The sequence below is a fragment of the Bifidobacterium sp. MSTE12 genome, assembly GCF_000513015.1.
In the GTDB taxonomy this organism is placed as follows: domain Bacteria; phylum Actinomycetota; class Actinomycetes; order Actinomycetales; family Bifidobacteriaceae; genus Bifidobacterium; species Bifidobacterium dentium.
Window position 1 is genome coordinate 26,629 of record NZ_AZYA01000048.1, and the last position, 19,051, is coordinate 45,679.

General features: G+C 56.4%; 16 protein-coding genes. 11 read left to right on the forward strand and 5 right to left on the reverse strand.

The genetic code is table 11. The features are described from left to right. Positions 1 to 7 precede the first annotated feature (7 nt). The 4 genes from yidC to rpmH are packed head-to-tail and all read right to left on the reverse strand — an operon-like array spanning position 8 to position 1,855. Positions 8 to 1,018: a membrane protein insertase YidC gene (yidC, locus tag HMPREF1494_RS10690; protein WP_034522919.1), complete on the reverse strand. Its 1,011-nt coding sequence runs from the start codon at positions 1,016 to 1,018 to the stop codon at positions 8 to 10. Then, entirely contained in the window at positions 1,012 to 1,311 is a 300-nt protein-coding gene (gene yidD, locus HMPREF1494_RS11400) for a membrane protein insertion efficiency factor YidD (RefSeq protein WP_074696013.1), read from the reverse strand. Before yidD ends, yidC begins: the two co-directional genes overlap by 7 nt. Positions 1,312 to 1,337: 26 nt before the next feature. Further along, a complete protein-coding gene (rnpA, locus tag HMPREF1494_RS10695; RefSeq protein WP_034522923.1) occupies positions 1,338 to 1,700 on the reverse strand; it encodes a ribonuclease P protein component in 363 nt (120 codons plus the stop codon). Between the two features lie 20 nt (positions 1,701 to 1,720). Then, positions 1,721 to 1,855, reverse strand: coding sequence for a 50S ribosomal protein L34 (gene rpmH, locus HMPREF1494_RS10700; protein ID WP_003843024.1), 135 nt, complete (start codon positions 1,853 to 1,855; stop codon positions 1,721 to 1,723). Between the two features lie 316 nt (positions 1,856 to 2,171). Between rpmH and dnaA the strand changes: the two genes are divergently transcribed. The 7 genes from dnaA (at position 2,172) to HMPREF1494_RS10735 (ending at position 12,670) form a co-directional block, all read left to right on the forward strand. Further along, a complete protein-coding gene (gene dnaA / locus HMPREF1494_RS10705; RefSeq protein ID WP_003838119.1) occupies positions 2,172 to 3,674 on the forward strand; it encodes a chromosomal replication initiator protein DnaA in 1,503 nt (500 codons plus the stop codon). A 474-nt stretch (positions 3,675 to 4,148) separates the two neighbouring features. Next, the gene (gene dnaN / locus HMPREF1494_RS10710) at positions 4,149 to 5,273 is read left to right on the forward strand and encodes a DNA polymerase III subunit beta (protein WP_003843023.1); all 1,125 of its coding nucleotides are present in this window, start codon (positions 4,149 to 4,151) and stop codon (positions 5,271 to 5,273) included. 84 nt (positions 5,274 to 5,357) lie between these two features. Continuing rightward, positions 5,358 to 6,548: a DNA replication/repair protein RecF gene (gene recF, locus HMPREF1494_RS10715; protein WP_034522926.1), complete on the forward strand. Its 1,191-nt coding sequence runs from the start codon at positions 5,358 to 5,360 to the stop codon at positions 6,546 to 6,548. Next, positions 6,548 to 7,033 carry a DUF721 domain-containing protein gene (locus tag HMPREF1494_RS10720; protein WP_003838112.1) on the forward strand — a complete coding sequence of 162 codons (486 nt, stop codon included), beginning with the start codon at positions 6,548 to 6,550 and terminating at the stop codon, positions 7,031 to 7,033. Before recF ends, HMPREF1494_RS10720 begins: the two co-directional genes overlap by 1 nt. A 213-nt stretch (positions 7,034 to 7,246) precedes the next feature. Continuing rightward, positions 7,247 to 9,361, forward strand: coding sequence for a DNA topoisomerase (ATP-hydrolyzing) subunit B (gyrB, locus tag HMPREF1494_RS10725; RefSeq protein ID WP_034522929.1), 2,115 nt, complete (start codon positions 7,247 to 7,249; stop codon positions 9,359 to 9,361). Positions 9,362 to 9,386: 25 nt separating this feature from the next. Beyond that, positions 9,387 to 12,056: a DNA gyrase subunit A gene (gene gyrA / locus HMPREF1494_RS10730; RefSeq protein ID WP_003838108.1), complete on the forward strand. Its 2,670-nt coding sequence runs from the start codon at positions 9,387 to 9,389 to the stop codon at positions 12,054 to 12,056. Between the two features lie 62 nt (positions 12,057 to 12,118). Next, entirely contained in the window at positions 12,119 to 12,670 is a 552-nt protein-coding gene (locus HMPREF1494_RS10735) for a DUF3566 domain-containing protein (protein ID WP_003838106.1), read from the forward strand. 315 nt (positions 12,671 to 12,985) lie between these two features. On the opposite strand, the gene gdhA is transcribed toward HMPREF1494_RS10735, so the two are convergent. Continuing rightward, a complete protein-coding gene (gene gdhA, locus HMPREF1494_RS10740) occupies positions 12,986 to 14,332 on the reverse strand; it encodes an NADP-specific glutamate dehydrogenase (RefSeq protein WP_034522941.1) in 1,347 nt (448 codons plus the stop codon). Positions 14,333 to 14,592: 260 nt separating this feature from the next. Here gdhA and HMPREF1494_RS10745 point away from each other — a divergent pair, with 260 nt between their 5' ends. From HMPREF1494_RS10745 to HMPREF1494_RS10760, 4 genes are all read left to right on the forward strand, one after another. Then, complete coding sequence (locus tag HMPREF1494_RS10745; protein ID WP_229088444.1) at positions 14,593 to 15,612, forward strand: LacI family DNA-binding transcriptional regulator; 1,020 nt, start codon at positions 14,593 to 14,595, stop codon at positions 15,610 to 15,612. 189 nt (positions 15,613 to 15,801) lie between these two features. Then, positions 15,802 to 17,127 carry a hypothetical protein gene (locus HMPREF1494_RS10750; RefSeq protein ID WP_034522948.1) on the forward strand — a complete coding sequence of 442 codons (1,326 nt, stop codon included), beginning with the start codon at positions 15,802 to 15,804 and terminating at the stop codon, positions 17,125 to 17,127. An 81-nt stretch (positions 17,128 to 17,208) separates the two neighbouring features. After that, a complete protein-coding gene (locus HMPREF1494_RS10755) occupies positions 17,209 to 17,964 on the forward strand; it encodes a sugar phosphate isomerase/epimerase family protein (RefSeq protein ID WP_003843015.1) in 756 nt (251 codons plus the stop codon). Positions 17,965 to 18,021: 57 nt separating this feature from the next. Beyond that, positions 18,022 to 18,993 carry a sugar kinase gene (locus HMPREF1494_RS10760; protein WP_003838097.1) on the forward strand — a complete coding sequence of 324 codons (972 nt, stop codon included), beginning with the start codon at positions 18,022 to 18,024 and terminating at the stop codon, positions 18,991 to 18,993. Positions 18,994 to 19,051 lie beyond the last annotated feature (58 nt).

Consider the following 19,051-nt stretch of genomic DNA (forward strand, 5'->3'; position numbering starts at 1 on the left):
ACCTTGCTCACTTCTTTTTCTTCTTGCGAGATGGCTGCTGCCGCTGATACCCGTTCTTCGTTTTGCTCTCGGCTGCAATCTTGGCCTTCTCCAACTCCTCTTCTTCGAGAGACGGAAGGCCGGCCTTGACGCGGCGGGCATTCTCATGTTCGTGATCGCGAACGGTCTTGGCTTCCGCCGCCGGGGAACCCGGAGTCGGGAAGGCGTAGACCTGCCATAGTGAACGACAAAGATTCAGAATGTTGTTGGCAAGCCAGTACACCAGCACAGCGAACGGCATGGTGGCACCGGAGAAGATGTACATGATCGGGAACATCCAAAGCATCATCTTCTGCATCATCTCGGTCTGCTTGGTTTGCGGACCATTCTGAGGCATGTTGCGCTTCATGTTGTTGTACTGCATGAACCACAGGCAGAAGCACATCAGCGCCACGAAGATGGCGATGACGACCTTACCGCCGATGTTGGCCGTCATGAAGTTATCGGTGACATTGGTATTGAACACCGTGGTCTTGGTGAACTGCAACGCGGTGGCCTGATCAAAAGCGCCCAGCGCGGCACGTTTGCCGCGGGCGATGTATGGAATGGCCGACAGCGTGTAGAACATGCACATGAATATAGGGCCCTGAATCAGCATCGGCAGACACGAGCCCATCGGGTTCGCGTCGTTGTCCTGATACAGCTTCATCATTTCACGCTGCATGGCCTCTTTGCTGGCCTGATCGTTTTTGCCCTTGTATTTGTTCTGGATGCGCGCCATCTTCGGCTGGATTTCCTGCATTTTGCTCATCGACTTCATGGTCTTGTAGTACAGCGGGAACACGCACGCATGCACCACGAGCACCAGGAAGATGATGGATAGCACCCACGAGAAGCCGACTGGGTGCATACCCAACAGAGTCAGAAACTTATGGAAAATGGCCATGATCTGCGTCATGAGCCACTCGATTGGCGTCAGGAGCTTATACAACCAGCCCCAGAAACCGCTATCGAGGAGAAATTGATTTTGATTCAGCATTGCAGGCCCGTCTCCTTATCGTCTGCGGCCAGTGGTGTGAGTCGTGGCTCTTCATGAGCCTTTGACCACGAAAATCTATAGCAAATGGAATAGCGCTGCGGAACATCGTCGATTCCCCCGCGACTCCAAGGCCTGCAGCGCAGGATACGCAAAAAGGCAAGAAGGCCGCCTCTGAGGCAGCCAAAACGTGTCACAGCCTGAATCGCGTAATTGGAACAACTTGGATAGTATCTGCAACAGGGCGGGGTTTTCGCGGAAATGTGACGCTGATACCAACGTATGGCACGAATCATCCAATCACCGCTACGCCCCATCCTCGTCATTGATGTGCTGCCTTACGGCTTATCGCCTCGAAGCAGACTGCCATCTGATGATCCAAGGATGAAAAATCGGCATGCGCCGCGCTAGGCTTCGCACGCAAAACGATGTCGCAGGATTCAGGCAGTAAGAATTCGTGCTTTCGCGCGAGCACACGGAAACGACGTTTGACGGTATTACGCGTTACTGCGTTACCGACAGCCTTGGAAACGGCCAGACCGACACGTCGGCCACTCCTCGCCGAGGAATCGGATATGAAGACATCGTCATGCATTGCATAATGTACGACGATGTCTTCACGCGATACCCTACGACGGCGTTTGAGCACCGCGACGAAATCGCGATGGCTTTTCAGCCGTTCCACCGCTATGCCACTAAATACAATCAGGCAGCGAGGGACTTGCGGCCCTTGGCGCGGCGACGATTGATCAGAGCGCGACCTGCGCGGGTGCGCATGCGATGGCGGAAACCGTGCTTCATGTGACGACGACGGTTGTTCGGCTGGAATGTCCTCTTCATAATTAATGCTCCCGGTGTTTTAGCCATGCCAAGGCACGGCTCCTCATGAGTCAAGCTCTACTAAATTACTCTGACCCCTGAACACAGTCAAAAATCATGCGTCGTCCTTCACTGGATAAGCGGGGAATCTCCCCCGTGCAATATCCACAAAATCGTTGGAACAACGCCGAATTCCCCACGAAAGTTATCCACAAACTACACTTATGTTATTCACATTTCAGACGTTTCAACACGCTAGACGGTGGATAACTTGGGGAAAAGGGAGTAAAAAGAAACAGTTGCACATCCGTAGGCCTTCTATTGGGAAAGGGAATCCATGGTCGATACTCCCCATGATCCTCTTGATCAGGCTCGCGGTGTATGGTCCGACGCACTGGCGTTGCTGCGCCAGAATCCCAAGCTCTCCGCCCGCGACAAGGGCTGGCTGGAGAATGTGGTGCCCGAAGGCATGTGGGGCCCGACCATCGTATTGTGCGTGCCCAGTGCGGCCACCCAGCAGGCGTTGCAGACCGAACTGAACCAACCGCTGATGGAGGCGCTGAAGGATTCCGCCGAACAGGATATCTTCCCCGCATTCAAAATCGTGCCAATGCAGCAGACCGTCGAACCGGACATCGAGGAATATCCGCACTTCGACCGCAAACCGCGCACCCAACGCGAGGAATCGACCCAAGGCCAGCTTCCCATCCCCGCAAGCATGCCGGAACAGCCGTTCCGACCCACAGAGCAGGGAACGTTCACCAGCGGCCAGAACAGGCCTTTGCTGGACCCACAGACGCATCTGAACAAGAATGCCACCTTCGATACGTTCGTACCAGGCGACTCCAACAGGTTCGCACGTACCGTCGCCCTTGCCGTAGCCGAAGGTTCGGGACACGACTTCAACCCGTTATGTATCTATGGCGGCTCCGGTCTGGGCAAGACGCACTTGTTGAACGCCATCGGCAATTACGCCCTGGTCAAGGATCCGAATCTGAAGGTCCGCTACGTAACCAGCGAGGAATTCACCAACGAATTCATCGAAGCGTTGGGCGATACCAACCAGAATTCCGGCCAGATCAAGGAATTCAACCGCCGTTACCGCGAGGTCGACGTGCTGCTGATCGACGACATCCAGTTCTTGAGCGGCAAGGAAGCTACACTCGAACAGTTCTTCCATACGTTCAACACGTTGCATCAGGCCAATAAGCGCATTGTGATCGCCTCCGACGTACCGCCAAAAGACCTCAAGGGGTTCCAGGCACGCCTGATCTCCCGCTTTGAATCCGGCCTGACCGTCGACGTCAAGCCGCCGGATCTGGAGACCCGAATCGCCATCCTGCGCATGATGGCCACCATGAACGGCTCCAACATTCCCAACGATGTGCTCAATCTCATCGCAGAACGCTTTACCGAAAACATCCGCGAGTTGGAAGGTGCGCTGAACCGCGTGACCGCCATGGCCTCGCTCAGCAACCAACCGGTCACCCGTGCGTTGGCAGAGCATACCCTGCAAGATTTCTTCACCTCCGATGTGGAAATCAAGCCGGCTGACATCATCAGTCAGGTAGCCAAGTACTTCCATCTGACCTTCGACGATATCGTCGGGCGCTCCCGCACCAAGAACATCGCCTTGGCTCGTCAGGTGGCCATGTATCTGGTGCGTGAGCTCACCAGCATGAGCCTGAACGACATCGGCCTGGTATTCGGCGGCAAGGACCACACCACCGTCATGCATGCCTATACCCGTATCAGCGATGAGATGCAGGAAAAGCAGGAAATCTACAACTATGTGATGGAACTGACGGTTCGTCTGAAGCAACATTCCTCTGAAAAATAAGGTCTCACCGGCATTGTCATTATCTAGTAAAATATTTTACTGAAGTAAATATTTACCGAAGTTGACACGCCGTGCTGTGCACAATAATCGTCGAATTTATCCACATGGTTATGCACAAATGTGGGAAAATCCCGTGGGTAAGCCGTTGAAAACACCTAATTCGTCCGTGGGCAACTCGTGGATGCATCATCGTAGGTTGTGGATAAGCCGCAGACTTGATTCTGTCTGTGGATAAGTCGTCATTTTTTCCACAAGTCATCCCAATGTTATCCACAATCGAGTTATCCACCTTTGCCCTTGCAAATAATGTGGTCCCGGAACTTACCCACATTATCCACAGGCCTTATTATGACGAAGAGAGTTGGTTATTGAAAGATCATCGTCATCGCCATAAGTGGGGAATTCCCCATGATGCGCAAACACCGCGCACTTCGCTAGAATGACTTGTAGCCTGAACGAAATGAGGAATCCGTCATGAAAGTCGAAATCAACTCCCAAGCGCTTGCCGACGCAGTAGCCTGGACCACCCGCGTTATCGACGCCCGTCCTGCAACGCCGATTCTGGCAGGCGTCCGTCTTGAAGCCATCGATGGCATTTTGCAGCTCTCCGCCTTCAACTATGCGATTTCCGCACGTCACCATATCGAAGCGGGCATCGATGAAGCCGGTACGGCCTTGGTACTTGGCAAACTCCTTGCCGATATCACCAAGTCGCTCCCCTCCGAGAAGACCTACCTATCAACCGACGGCTCGACCATGACCATCACTTCCGGCAAGTCCACCTTCACCATGCAGCTGATGCCGGATAACGAATATCCGGATCTCCCCGTGGTTCCGGCCAAGCTCGGCCAAGTGGACTCCCCCACGTTCATGCAGGCCGTCAACCAAGCTTCCGTAGCCGTCTCCCGTGAAGAGAACCGCCCGGTACTGACCGGCATTCGCGTGCAGTTCCAAGGCGATAAGGTCATCATGAGCTCCACCGACCGCTTCCGCCTGTCCCGCTCGAGCTTCACCTGGACTCCGGAAAATCCCGACATCAACACCACTGCCCTAGTACGTGGAGCGCTCCTCCGTGACGTGGCCCGTTCGCTCGACGAGCATCAGAACATCGTGCTCGATTTCGATCCGGAGAGCCCTTCTCTGCTTGGCTTCGAAAACGCCGGCCGCATATCCACTTCGCAGCTGATTGACGGGGAATTCCCCGCCGTCGACCGCCTATATGCCGACGAATACCCGATTCACGCGATTATCGACAAGCAATCCCTGATCGGTGCCATCAAGCGCGTCTCCCTGGTCGCCGAACGCAATGCCCCGATTCGCATGGCCTTCGCCGGACAAGAGCTGACGCTGTCCGCAGGCACCGCCGATGAGGCGCAGGCCAAGGAGATCATTGATATCGACATGGACGGCGATGACATCACCGTGGCCTTCAACCCGTCCTACCTGATCGAAGGTCTGAGCGCCATCAGCGAACCATTCGTCCGCATGAAGATGACCACGGCGGTCAAGCCGGTGGAATTCAACGGCCAGCAGGAAGCGGATTCCGACGAATCCATGGACTACCGTTACCTGCTCGTGCCGATGCGCTTCAACAGCTGACGGCATTCACCGACATCAGGGCTGAATATCGCCTAAACGGGCATATTCAGCCCGTACTTATATATGATTCGAGGGTTCCCATCCATGCACATCTCACGGCTCGCGCTCGACCACTACCGTTCCTGGGAGCGTTGCGTGCTCGATTTCGAGCCGGGAGTGAACATCCTGCAAGGGGCGAACGGACTGGGCAAAACCAACATCGTGGAAGCCGTGGAGGTGCTGTCCACCGGTTCCAGTCATCGCACCTCATCCTCACTACCGCTTATCGAGAGAGGCTGCGCCTCGGCAACCATCCGCGCAAACGTGGAAGATGACCGGAACCGGCATTCCTATGAGGTGACCATCGCGGCGCGAGGCGCCAACCGAGCACGTATCGACGGTGGCAATTCCCTGTACATGAGGGATGTCATCGGCAAGATTCCGTCCGTATCGTTCACCCCTGAAGATCAGCGTCTGGTATCGGGAGATCCGGCCACCAGACGCAATTTCATCAATCAGGCCGGTGCCCTGCTGATACCGCACTATATGGAGCGGCTGCAACAGTTCACGCATGTGGCCAAACAGCGTACGGCCCTGCTTAAGCAGCTCGGGGACCGTGGTGACTTCGATCCTCAGTATGGTCGGCAGGCCGCCCTGAGCGGGCTGGAGATATGGACCGGCCAATTCATCGACATCGGCATGGCCTTGACCCGTGACCGTGCCATGCTGATCGAACGGCTTTCCGAACCGTTCAGCCGTGTATATGCGTCTCTGGCGGGAATCGACCAGCAGGCATTGTTGCATTATGAGCCTTCTTTCGACGAAGTGATGCTCTACGATGGTCCTGCCGCGGAAATCAGTCGGCATTTCCAGCGCATCTACCCCGGCGAAGTGGCACGTGGACAGAACCTGATTGGTCCGCATCGCGATGATCTGACGTTGACGTTGCATGGCATGCCGGCTCGCGAATTCGCCTCGAATGGTGAAATGTGGACGATGGCGTTGGCTCTGAAGATGGCATTGTATGAAACGGTCTGCGCCGACCAGCAGACCAAGCCGATCGTGATTCTCGATGATGTGTTCGCCCAGCTTGACGAGTCCCGGCGCGAGCAGATTATGGATTTCGCCAGACGGCAGGATCAGGTGCTGATCACCGTCGCCGCGGCCAGCGACATTCCCGCAACGCAGGCGCATGTGATCGACGTGGCCGCATTACGCGATCATGCCGACGATGACGGTGCGCTGGGTGCGCTGATGGCCACACTGGCGGCAGGACGGAAGGCGGAAGAGCGCTGATGACGAATCCTCCCGTATGCGACATACTCAAGCTGGACCAACGCAAGTTGCCTGCGGAGGTGTTCGAACGCGTCTCACATCGTGCGGGACTGCTGAAGGAACGTGAACGCAAGGCGAGACTGGCGTGGGAGAATTTCGGCAAACCCGGGCGGGATCCGCAGAAAGTAGGCAACATCTTCGGCTTGATCGCAACCCAGGGCAAGTGGACGCCACATCTGAAAATCGCGCAGATGCAGAATCATTGGGACCAGGTGGTCGGTCGGGAGAACGCCATGCACACCTATCCGGTATCCCTGCGTGACGGCATCCTGACGATTCGCTGCGACAGTCCGGCGTGGACTACCACGATGAACTATATGATTCCCGAGCTCACGCGCATCATCCGCGAAAAACTCGAAGGACTGACCATCAACGAGGTGCGGGTGACGGGCCCACAGCAGCAGTCATTCAGCCGTGGGCGGATTTCTCGGCGTACCCGCTACTGAATCTCCGTTGGTTTCACGCGCATCGGGGCGGTGCCTTCCTCGCTTTCCATGAACAAGCGGCGAAATCGGCTCTATTCCGAGGAATACTGCCTCTATTGAGGTGTCCCCCTCCATGAGTAGAATATCAAGCAGTGTATGTAAACGCCTAGAAGGGGCCTTTATTTGCGTTCTAGGTGGTATCGCCCGCGCAAATGACCTTCATCGGCGGGAAAAATGCAGGAAGGAATCTCTGTGGCAGACCTTGACGCGGATTCGCTGAACGAATCAGCTGAAAACACGCAGGAAGATCAGATTCAGAACGATCAGCTCGAAGATGCGCAGCTCGACGACTCATTGTCGCCCGAACACTATGACGCCTCCGATCTGAGGGTGCTGGAAGGCCTTGAGGCGGTGCGTATCCGTCCGGGCATGTATATCGGCTCCACCGGCCCACGCGGCCTGCACCATCTGGTCTATGAGATCGTCGACAACTCCGTCGATGAGGCTTTGGCCGGCTATGCGTCGCATATCGAGGTGACGATTCTGCCGGACGGTGGCGTACGCGTGGTCGACGATGGACGAGGCATCCCGGTCGACGAAGTGCCTGGCGAGGGCGTTTCCGGCGTGGAGACCGTGATGACCAAGCTGCACGCAGGCGGCAAGTTCGGCGGCGGCGGATATGCGGTCTCCGGCGGTCTGCACGGCGTGGGCATCTCCGTGGTGAATGCGCTGTCCACCCGCGTCGATATCGAAGTGCGTCGTCAGGGCTTCCACTGGACACAGACCTACGTCGACCAGAAGCCGACCGCCCGTCTGGCCAAGGGCGAGCCGATGACCGAAGGTGAATCCACCGGTACCTCCGTGACCTTCTGGGCCGACGGCAAGATTTTCGAAACCACCACCTACGATTTCGAAACCCTGCGCAATCGTTTCCAGCAGATGGCCTTCCTGAACAAGGGACTGAAGCTCTCCCTGACCGATCTGCGCGAGCCTGATCAGGCGGGCGACGAGGTCGCCGGTGAGCTTGACGAGACCGAAACCAAGCATCAGACCGTCACCTACCAGTACAACGAAGGCATCAAGGACTACGTCGACTATCTGGTCAAGTCCCGCAAGGCGACGCCGGTCGAAGAGGACGTCATCGATTTCGAGGCGGAAGATCTGAAAATCGGCATTTCCGCGGAAATCGCCATGCAGTGGACCACCGCCTATTCAGAAGCCGTGCACACCTTCGCCAACACCATCTCCACCACCGAAGGCGGCACCCACGAGGAAGGTTTCCGAGCGGCGTTGACCTCGCTGATCAACCGGTACGCCCGAGAGAAGAACATTCTCAAGGACAAGGATGAGAACCTCTCCGGCGACGATGTGCGCGAAGGCCTGACCGCAGTAGTGTCCGTCAAGCTCACAACCCCGCAGTTCGAAGGCCAGACCAAGACCAAGCTCGGCAATTCCGAGGCCAAGACCTTCGTGCAGCGTGTGATGACCGATAAGCTTGGCGATTGGTTCGACGCCCACCCGAGCGAAGCCAAGAACATCATCCAGAAGGCCATCGAGGCCTCCCGTGCGCGCATCGCGGCCAAGAAGGCACGTGAGAACACACGTCGCAAGTCGATTTTCGAATCGGCCGGCATGCCCGACAAGCTTAAGGACTGCCAATCCAACAATCCTGAGGAATGCGAGCTGTTCATCGTGGAGGGTGATTCCGCAGGCGGCTCCGCAATCCAAGGGCGCAACCCGATCACGCAGGCCATTCTGCCGCTGCGAGGAAAGATCCTCAATACCGAGCGCGCCAGCCTGGACCGTATGATGAAGTCCGAAACCATCGAATCGCTGATCACCGCCGTCGGCGGCGGATATGGCGAGGATTTCGATCTGAGCAAGGTACGGTATCACAAGGTCATCATCATGGCCGATGCCGATGTGGATGGCGCACATATCGCCACCCTGAATCTGACACTGTTCTTCCGCTACATGCGGCCGATGATCACCGCCGGCTACGTGTACGTGGCCATGCCGCCGCTGTACCGTCTGAAGTGGACCAAGGGTGCGCACGACTTTGTGTACACCGACGCCGAACGTGACCGTGTGCTCGCCGAAGGCAAGGCCGCCGGCCGTCAGCTGCCGAAGGGTGAGGGCATCCAGCGCTATAAGGGTCTGGGTGAGATGAGCTATCAGGAACTGTGGGAAACCACCATGGATCCGGAACATCGCATCCTGAAGCAGGTGCAGATTGAGGATGCGGCCGCGGCCGACGAAACCTTCTCCATGCTCATGGGAGACGAAGTCGAACCACGCCGTCTGTTCATCCAGCGCAATGCCAACAAGGTCAGTTGGATCGACGCATAAGGGACTTCAAGGCAAGGATTAGAAATTGGCAGACGAAAACAACAACAACGAAGAGGGCCAGTTCGTGCCTGACGGCTCCATGGAACCGCTAAGCCCGCAAGAGGCCGACAACACCGATTACGGCCTGATGACCGGCGAACGCATCCAGAAGAAGGACCTGCGTCAGGAAATGCGCGACTCCTATCTGTCGTACGCCATGTCGGTGATCGTGGACCGTGCATTGCCGGACGTACGCGATGGCCTGAAGCCGGTGCATCGTCGCGTGATCTACGCGATGTACGACGGCGGATACCGCCCCGATCGTGGCTATTCCAAGTGCGCCCGCGTGGTCGGCGAGGTCATGGGTAAGTACCATCCGCACGGCGATTCCGCCATCTACGACACCTTGGTGCGTATGGCGCAGTCCTGGTCGATGCGCTACATGCTCGTCGATGGACAAGGCAACTTCGGCTCCCCCGGCGACGATCCGGCAGCGGCAATGCGTTACACCGAATGCCGTATGGCGCCTCTTGCCATGGAGATGGTGCGCGATATCGACAAGGACACCGTCGACTTCCTACCGAACTACGATGGCAAGACCCAGGAGCCGACCGTGCTGCCGGCCCGCTTCCCGAACCTGCTCTGCAATGGATCGTCCGGCATCGCCGTCGGCATGGCCACCAATATCCCGCCGCACAACATGCGTGAGGTGGCCGAAGGCGTGCATTGGGCACTGGACCATCCGGAAGCCAGCCGCGAAGAACTGCTCGACAATCTGATCCGCATTATCAAGGGGCCGGATTTCCCTACCGGTGCGACGATTCTCGGTCACAAGGGCATCGAACAGGCCTACCGTACCGGTCGAGGCCTGATCACCATGCGTGCGGTCGTAAACACCGAGGAAATCAAGGGCCGCATGTGCCTGGTGATCACCGAACTGCCATATCAGGTGAACCCGGATCGACTGGTCGTATCCATCCGTGAAGCGGTGCGTGACGGCAAAATCCAAGGCATTGCCGATATGCGTGACGAAACCTCCGGACGTACCGGTCAGCGACTCGTGCTCGTACTCAAGCGTGACGCCGTGCCGAAGGTGGTTCTCAACAATCTGTATAAGCACTCGCAGCTGCAGCAGACTTTCGGTGCCAACATGCTGGCACTGGTCGACGGCGTGCCGCGTACATTGAGCTTGGACGCGTTCATCCGCCACTGGGTGAGCCATCAGCTTGACGTGATCGCACGTCGTACCGCATACCTCAAGCGTGAGGCCGAGGAGCGCGACCACATCCTGCAGGGCTATCTGAAGGCCCTTGACATGATCGATGAGGTGATCGCCCTCATTCGCGCCTCCGAATCCGCTGAGACCGCCCGTACGGGCCTTATGGATCTGCTTGATGTGGATGAGGTGCAGGCCGACGCCATTCTGGCCATGCAGCTACGCCGACTGGCCGCATTGGAACGTCAGAAGATCCTCGACGAGCACAATGAGCTCATGCGCAAGATCGCCGACTACAACGACATCCTCGCCAAGCCGGAACGCCAGCGCAAGATCGTGGGTGACGAACTCGACGAAATCGTCGCCAAGTACGGCGATGAACGCCGCACCCGGATTCTGCCATACTCCGGTGAAATGAACGTCGAAGACCTGATCGCTGAAGAGAACGTGGTCGTGACCGTGACCCATTCCGGCTTCATCAAGCGCACCAAGGCCGACGAGTACCGTGCGCAGCACCGTGGCGGTAAGGGCATCAAGGGCGCCAAGCTGCGTGAGGATGACGTGGTCGATCACTTCTTCCTGACCAGTACGCACAACTGGCTGCTGTTCTTCACCAACAAGGGTCGCGTATACCGGCTGAAGGCCTACGAGCTGCCGGAGGGATCGCGTGATTCCAAGGGTCAACATGTGGCCAACCTGCTGCAGTTCGGTCCGGATGAGGCCATTCAGACCGTATTGTCGATTCCGAACTACGAGGTGGCCAAGTATCTTGTGCTTGCCACCCGTTCCGGCAAGGTCAAGAAGACCGCGCTTGCCGAATACGACTCCCCTCGTCAAGGTGGTCTGATTGCAGTGCGATTGATGACCGACGAGAACGGTGAGAACGCCGACGAGCTGATTGGCGCTGCACTGTGCAACGCCGAAGACGACATCATCCTCGTCTCCAAGCTGGGCATGAGCCTGAAGTTCCAGGCCGATGACGAGCAGCTGCGTCCAATGGGCCGCCAGACCGCAGGTGTGCAGGGCATGAAGTTCCGCGAAGGCGACGAGCTGCTGGCCATGGACGTGGTCTGGGGCGATTCCGACAAGGATCTGCTCGTGGTCACCAATGAAGGCTTCGCCAAGCGTACGGCCATCAGCGAATATCGTTTGCAAGGCCGTAACGGCTACGGCGTCAAGGCCGTGCAGTTAGCCGAAGGCCGTGGCTCCCTGGTGGGCGCCGTGATCGTGGAGGAAGATGACCAGGTCATGGCCATCATGAAGTCCGGCAAGGTCATCCGTTCCAACGTCGCCGAAGTCAAGCGCACGGGCCGCAACACCCAAGGCGTAACGCTCGCGAAGCCCGACAAGAACGACGAAATCATCTCCATCGCCCGTAATGAGGAGAAGGAGAACGAAGACGATGAGCCAGCCGAAGGAGCCCCTGCGGAAGCGGTGGATGGGCAGGCCGTCACCACTCAATCAGGCGAGAATGTAGAGGCCTCGGCCAAGACCGAGTAATCGTCGGCAAACACTGGTAGCCTCAGCCTAAGAAGCTGGGCATAACCTTGCAAGGAGCAACGATGAGCGAGAACATGGAAGAACAAGAGCCGAGCGCACAGTCTCCGGCATCCGAAGCTCAGGAAACCGAAAACCACGCCCCTCGCGTGGCCCGTTCCGCTTCGAGCCAGCCGCTGATCGGCGCCGAGCAGGTGCGTGCCCATGAAGGTGCGGTCAAATCGGTGCAGGGCAAGAGCCGTCGTGGTGCGCCTCGTGCGCGCCGCATGAGTCTGTCCCTGACGCGTATCGATGCATGGTCGGCGGCGAAGGTGGCATTCATGCTTTCCATCGCCGGAGGCATCATTCAGATCGTTGCCGCGGCACTGCTGTGGATGATGCTGAATGTGGTCGGCGTGTTCGACCAGGTGACGCAGATTGTGTCTTCCACTGGCTTGGATGCCGGCGGATTCGATCTGGCCAACGTGCTGTCACTGAGCACGGTGCTGAGTGCGGTCACCATCTTCTCGATCATCGAGGTGATACTGATTACCGTGCTGGTGACCATCGTCACGTTGCTGTACAACGTGGTGAGCACACTGGTGGGCGGCATCCACGTGACTTTGGGTGATGACTGATCCGGACGCACGCCAACAAGCGTAAGAAGGCGGCACTTCCTTTCGGAGGTGCCGCCTTCTTCGCATTCACATATGCCCCGCCGGTGTTTGCCGCCGTGTTTGTCCGATTCTGGAGAATCGGACAATGAGAGCGTGAAAAGCACCCCACGGATGTCCGATTCTGGAGAATCGGACATGTAAGGCATCAACAAATGGTCTTAAGTGTCCGAAAATCCAGAATCGGACATCTTGGACAGATAACACAATGCCGATCCACGCGGATAGAGAGGAATCGATCCGCGTGAACCGGCAAGTTCGGTTGAGTGGGCTATCGGACTAGAGCACGCCCTGAGCGACCATGGCGTTGGCTACCTTGACGAAGCCGGCCGCGTTGGCTCCGAGCATCAGATCGCCTTCATGGCCGTATTCCTTGGCTGCGGCCAAGGAACTGGCGACGATGTTCTCCATGATGGACTTCAGCTTGTCATCCACCTCTTCAAAGCTCCATGAGAGACGGTAGGAGTTCTGGCTCATCTCGAGACCGGAAACTGCCACACCTCCAGCGTTAGCGGCCTTGGCGGGGCCATAGAGCACGTTATTGGACTGGTAGACGGCAATCGCCTCTGGAGTGGACGGCATATTCGCGCCTTCGCATACCACGGTGCAGCCATTGGCCACGAGTGTCTTGGCGGATTCCTCATCAATCTCGTTCTGAGTGGCACATGGCAATGCGATGTCGCACGGAACCGTCCACACACCTTTGCAGCCCTCGTGATATTCGGAGCCCGGCACACGCTTGGCGTATTCCTTGATACGGCCACGATGACCCAGCTTGATGTCCTTGACCACATCAAGCTGAATGCCATTCGGATCGTAGATGTAGCCGTTAGAGTCGGATGCGGTCACGACCTTCGCACCGAGAGCCTGAGCTTTCTCCGTGGCGAAGATGGCCACATTGCCCGATCCGGAAATGGCTACGGTCTTGCCTTCGAAGGAATCATTCTTCAGCACTCGCAGGGCCTCTGCGGTGTAGTAGCACAGACCGTATCCGGTGGCCTCGGTGCGTGCCAGAGACCCGCCGAACTCGAGGCCCTTGCCCGTGAGTACGCCGGAGTATTCGTCGCGGATACGCTTGTATTGGCCGAACAGGTAGCCGATCTCACGGCCGCCGACGTTGATATCGCCTGCCGGAACATCGGTGAACTGGCCGATATGGCGGCATAGTTCGGTCATAAAGGCCTGACAGAAACGCATGACTTCGGCATCGGACTTGCCCTTCGGATCGAAGTCGGAACCGCCCTTGCCGCCGCCCATCGGCAGGGTGGTCAGGGAATTCTTGAGGATCTGTTCGAAGCCGAGGAACTTGATCACGCCTTCGTTCACGCTCGGATGGAATCGCAGACCGCCCTTATACGGTCCGATTGCGGAATTGAACTGGACGCGATAGCCGCGGTTGACCTGCACCTTGCCTTCATCATCGGTCCAAGCGACACGGAATTTGACCACGCGCTCCGGCTCGACAAGGCGTTCAAGCACGCCTGCCTTCTCATATTCCGGATGCTTCGCAACTACTGGTTCAAGGCTTTCGAAAACCTCAAGAACGGCCTGCAGGAATTCCGGCTGGTCGCCATCACGTTGTTCGACCTGTGTGTATACGCGCTTGACGTACTCGTCAGTGAGCATATTCTTCCCCTTCGGGATAGTTGGGTTATCAATAAGACGGTCTCATTCTAGGTATGCAAGGTTGGACGTCACAAGATATTGCTCAGGATTTGGCTGAGAGTTTGATGTCCGATTCTCCAGAATCGGACATCCAGACACGGTCCGGGGGCCTGTGAATGTCCGATTCTGGAGAATCGAACAGATTGAGTTTGGCGTATAAACGGACACGGTAAGGTTGATAGCAGGACGATTGATATGAAACGCAAGGGGTTATGGGTCGGATGAGTGCGAACAAAGCGGGCCGAAAGGCAAGCATGGGAGACGTGGCCGCAGCGGCCGGCGTTTCCAAAACCACCATCTCACGGTATCTGCATGGCGAATTCGGTTACATGTCGGAACAAACCAAAGCGAAAATCGAGGGTGTCATCAAAGAGCTTGGATACCGTCCGAACAAAATGGCCCAAAGTCTCAAGGCTACGGTCAGCCATATGGTCGGTGTGAGCATAGCGGATATGGGCAACCCTTTCAGTTCCCTGCTGATCAAAGGAATCCAGGAAGAATGCCGAGCGCGCGATGTGCAGTTGCTGGTCAGCGATTCCAACAATCAACCCACATTGGAGCGGGCCAATATCGAATCGTTGCTCGATGCGCAGGTTGACGGACTGATTGTCAATACGGTCGGTAATAACGATGACTGGTTGGTGCGATTTCATGATCGTGCGAATCGCAAACCGGTGGTGATGCTTGATCGCATTGTGCTGCCGTTGATTTATGACAGCGTTACCAATAACAATGACGCTGCGGTGCGTGAGATGCTGGAATACCTGAAAGGGCAAGGATTCGCATATGTCGTGTTCGTAATGCGTCCTGGCGAGGGCATCAGTACTCGTACCGCGCGTCGTCAGGCAGTGGAACGGTATTGCGATGATTTGGGCCTTGGCGGTGAAGTGCTGGTCTATGACGACGGGATTGATGGACTGCGTTCGAGAATCGCCAACCTGTTGGAATTGTGTGGAGATCGGAAGGCATGTCTGTTCGCCAACAACGACGAAAGCATGCGGGACATACTGGAAGCTACCTCAGCGGGACTGCGAAGGCGTGTGGGTGTGTGCTCGTTTGCCGATGAACATTGGGCCAAATACAGCGGTCCCGGCATCACGTGTCTGGATCAAGAGCCCATGCTGATGGGCCGCAGAGCTGCGCAAAAGCTGTTCGCACGTATCTATGACGGGTCGGAGGAACCGTGTTCCTTGGATGAGGTACCGGCCAGACTATGCATCTTCGCATCGACTGAAATCTAATTGATCGGATTCCTTTTCAGCGGGAAGGGAATGTGCTGTAAATAAGCGGAACACGCCGTAGTTAACCGGTAAACAAAATCTGCTGTATGCTCATAGTTAACCGGTAAACGAAACCGATAAACTAAAACGGTGCACTATCCTATCTGATGCATTGACCCCATCCATTACCAGCTCAAGGAGGAGCGGAACATGATCATATGGATCATGGGCATATTGCTGATTGCCTCATTCATCTGCTTTGTCATCTACGCGATGAAAGGCGGTAATCTCACCATTGGATTCTTCATTCTCACCATTGTGTGGACCCTCGTTTATTTCCTGGGAATACCATTCGGCATAGGAAAGCCGTTCGATGTCATCGAGGAGACCTTCGCTCAGCCGGCGTTGACCTACGGTTCCACCATCATCCAGATCATTTGCGGTGCATGGTTCGGACGTGTGCTGGTCGACACCGGCATCGCGGCCTCCATCTCATACCGCACAGCCAAGGTCGGTGAGAAGAGTCCGGTGCTGGCCACCATCTGCATGGCTCTGGTCACCTGTCTGATTTTTACCAGTGCGTATGGGGTGGGGTCCGCCATAGCCATCGGCGTGATCCTGTTCCCGATTCTTGGTCGTCTCGGTGTCCCCAAACGTATCGCGGTACCGGTATTCACCCTCTCCATCGGTGCGGCAATGTGGATCAATAGCGTGTTGTTCGTACAATTTGCGGCCTTCTATCAGGACTACAAGTCTCCTGACGGGCAGATCGTGGAATGGGGAAACCACTACCTGCGCTTCGGTATCTCGGCCATGGTCGTGCAGATGATCGGCGTAATCATTTTCATCCTGATCAATACCAAATCCATCAAAAACGGCAAGCCATATGAAGTGGGGGACCCTGCCGACCAGGCCGCTGAAATCCCCCAGGTGCCGATTTGGACCTATGTGTTGCCTATAGTACCGGTCGCCCTGAGCATCATCTTCGAATGGGATGCTGTTCCGGCGCTATTCCTGGCTTCCATTGCCGCCTTCTTGGGAACCGGACATATGAAAACCTACAGAGGATTCGTACGCATCCTCAATTCCACTGCGAAAACTGCCATTGGCGACATCGGTAGCCTGATCATCATGTTGCTCGTGCTGCGTTTCTTCCAACATGCAGCGGTTACCGTCATGGCCGACTTCGGTCCGGCACTGACTTCCGTAGTGCCCAACAACGAATTGATTCTTGCCGTCACGGTGTGCATTCTTGCACCGCTTGCCCTTTTCCGCGGTCCTCTGGAACTGTATGGCGCTGGTTCGGCCGTTATCAGCATTCTGATGGGCATGGGCATCTTTAACGCATGGTTCCTGTTCGCACTGCTCGTGGTACCGTCCATGACCTGCATCTCCAGCTGTGTGATGCAGTCGTGGAATATGTGGGCGGTCGAATACAACGAACTCGAACCCAAAACCTTCCTCAAGAACGGCGTGCCGGTGTACTGGCTATGCACATTCCCCATCATGGGGCTCGCCTCCCTGCTGCTGTTCTGAATGCACATAACCTCGCCGGTTGTTCGAATCATCCTGTGACGGATGACCGGCACCACCACATGAGAATCAAGGATTTCAATCATGAACATTATCGGTATCAACACCCTCGTCTACATGGATGCACTGCGTGACGGTGCCACACAATCCGAGCTGCTCGGCAGCATCGCGGAACTTGGCGTCACCCTTGCTGAAGTCCGCCGTGAATACATCGCCGGAGACGACGAATTCAACGCCATCGCAAACGCTGCGCGGATCAACGGTCTGCGGCTGTTCTATTCCGTTCCGGAGTCCATCACGGTCAACGGTGACGTCAATCCCAGATTCGAAGAGTTCCTTGATGAAGCGCAACGTATGGGCGCATCCAATGTGAAATTCAATCAGGGAGACATCAACAATGTGGATTTGGAAGTGTTGCGGCGTATCGATGAGTCATCGGCTGCGCACGGCGTGACTTTGACCATCGAAAATGATCAGACGCCGGAAAACGGTACCTTCGCATGTACCAGCGCATCACTCGACCATATCGTCGCCAATGGTGGCAAGGTGGGCTACACCTTCGATCTGGGCAACTGGTATTGGCGCGACGAAGATGCCGTCCGAGCCTTCGACAGGCTGTTGCCCTACATCACCGTCTTCCATTTGAAGAATGTCAACGGGGCTTCCGACAAGACACAACTTGCGACGACCATGCTCGAAGACGGCGTGATCGACTGGAAGAAGATGCTGCAACGTCTACCGGAAACGGTGCCGGTCTTCCTGGAATTCCCGATTCCATCGGATCGACTCGCCGAGCAGCTATCCATCGTACGCAATGCCGTCAATCAAGCATCGCACTGAACCCCTTATGAAATTTTCCGTACAACTTCCATAGAACCGCGAAATGAAGGAACTGCAATGTCTGAAGTCATGACCATCGGCGAACCCATGGTAAATCTCATCGTCGATTCGCAAGAAACCTATCTGGAAGCCCGTACACTCCCACGGGAGATGGCAGGCGCGGAATTCAACGTGGCCATCGGCGTAACGCGCCAAGGGCATTCCATACGCTATGTGACCACGCTCGGCAACGATTGGCAGGGCGATCTCATCCTCGACTATATGAATGGCATCGGTATTGATACGCGTAACATTCGCCGCGTATCCGAATCCGCAACAGGATACCAGCTGAAGGTGCGATCCAGTGATGGCGAGCCGAAAGTCATTTATTTCCGTTCCGGTTCGGCTGCTTCGCGGACCACGCCGGATATTGTTGATGACATTGATTTCGACGGCATCAAGATTCTGCATATCACAGGCATATTCTCAGCGTTGGCGCCGAACACGTACGACACGGTGACCCGACTGGTGGATACGGCGAAACAGCATGGCGTGACCGTGCTATTCGACCCGAATCCCCGGCCTACACTATGGCCCAGCGAAGAGGCCATGATTGATGCCACTAACAAGCTGGCTGCAAAATCCGATGTGTTCATGCCTGGGTTGGAGGAAGGTCGGCTATTCTCCGGCAAGACCGGACCACGCGACATTGCCGAGTGGTACCTCGATATGGGCATAGGCAAGGTCATCATCAAATTGGGCGATGTCGGCTCCGTACTGTTTGAAAGGACCTCGGACGGCGACTTGAGTGAAACGGTCGTACCTAGTTTCGTCGTAAACGTCGTCGATACCGTCGGCGCGGGAGATGGGTTCGCATCGGGCGTCATCACGGCTTTGCTGGAAGGGCTCGACAATGAGCGGTTGTTGGAACGAGCCAATGCGGTCGGGGCCATTCAGGTCACCAGCGTTTCCGATTCCGAAGGTCTGCCGACATCCGAGGAATTGCGCGAATTCATCGCATTGACCCCGCGTAAGGAAATCTCGTTGTAAGTGTCCCGACACTCACAATGCAACATGCAACATATGTGGCATGGCCAATGGAAGGATC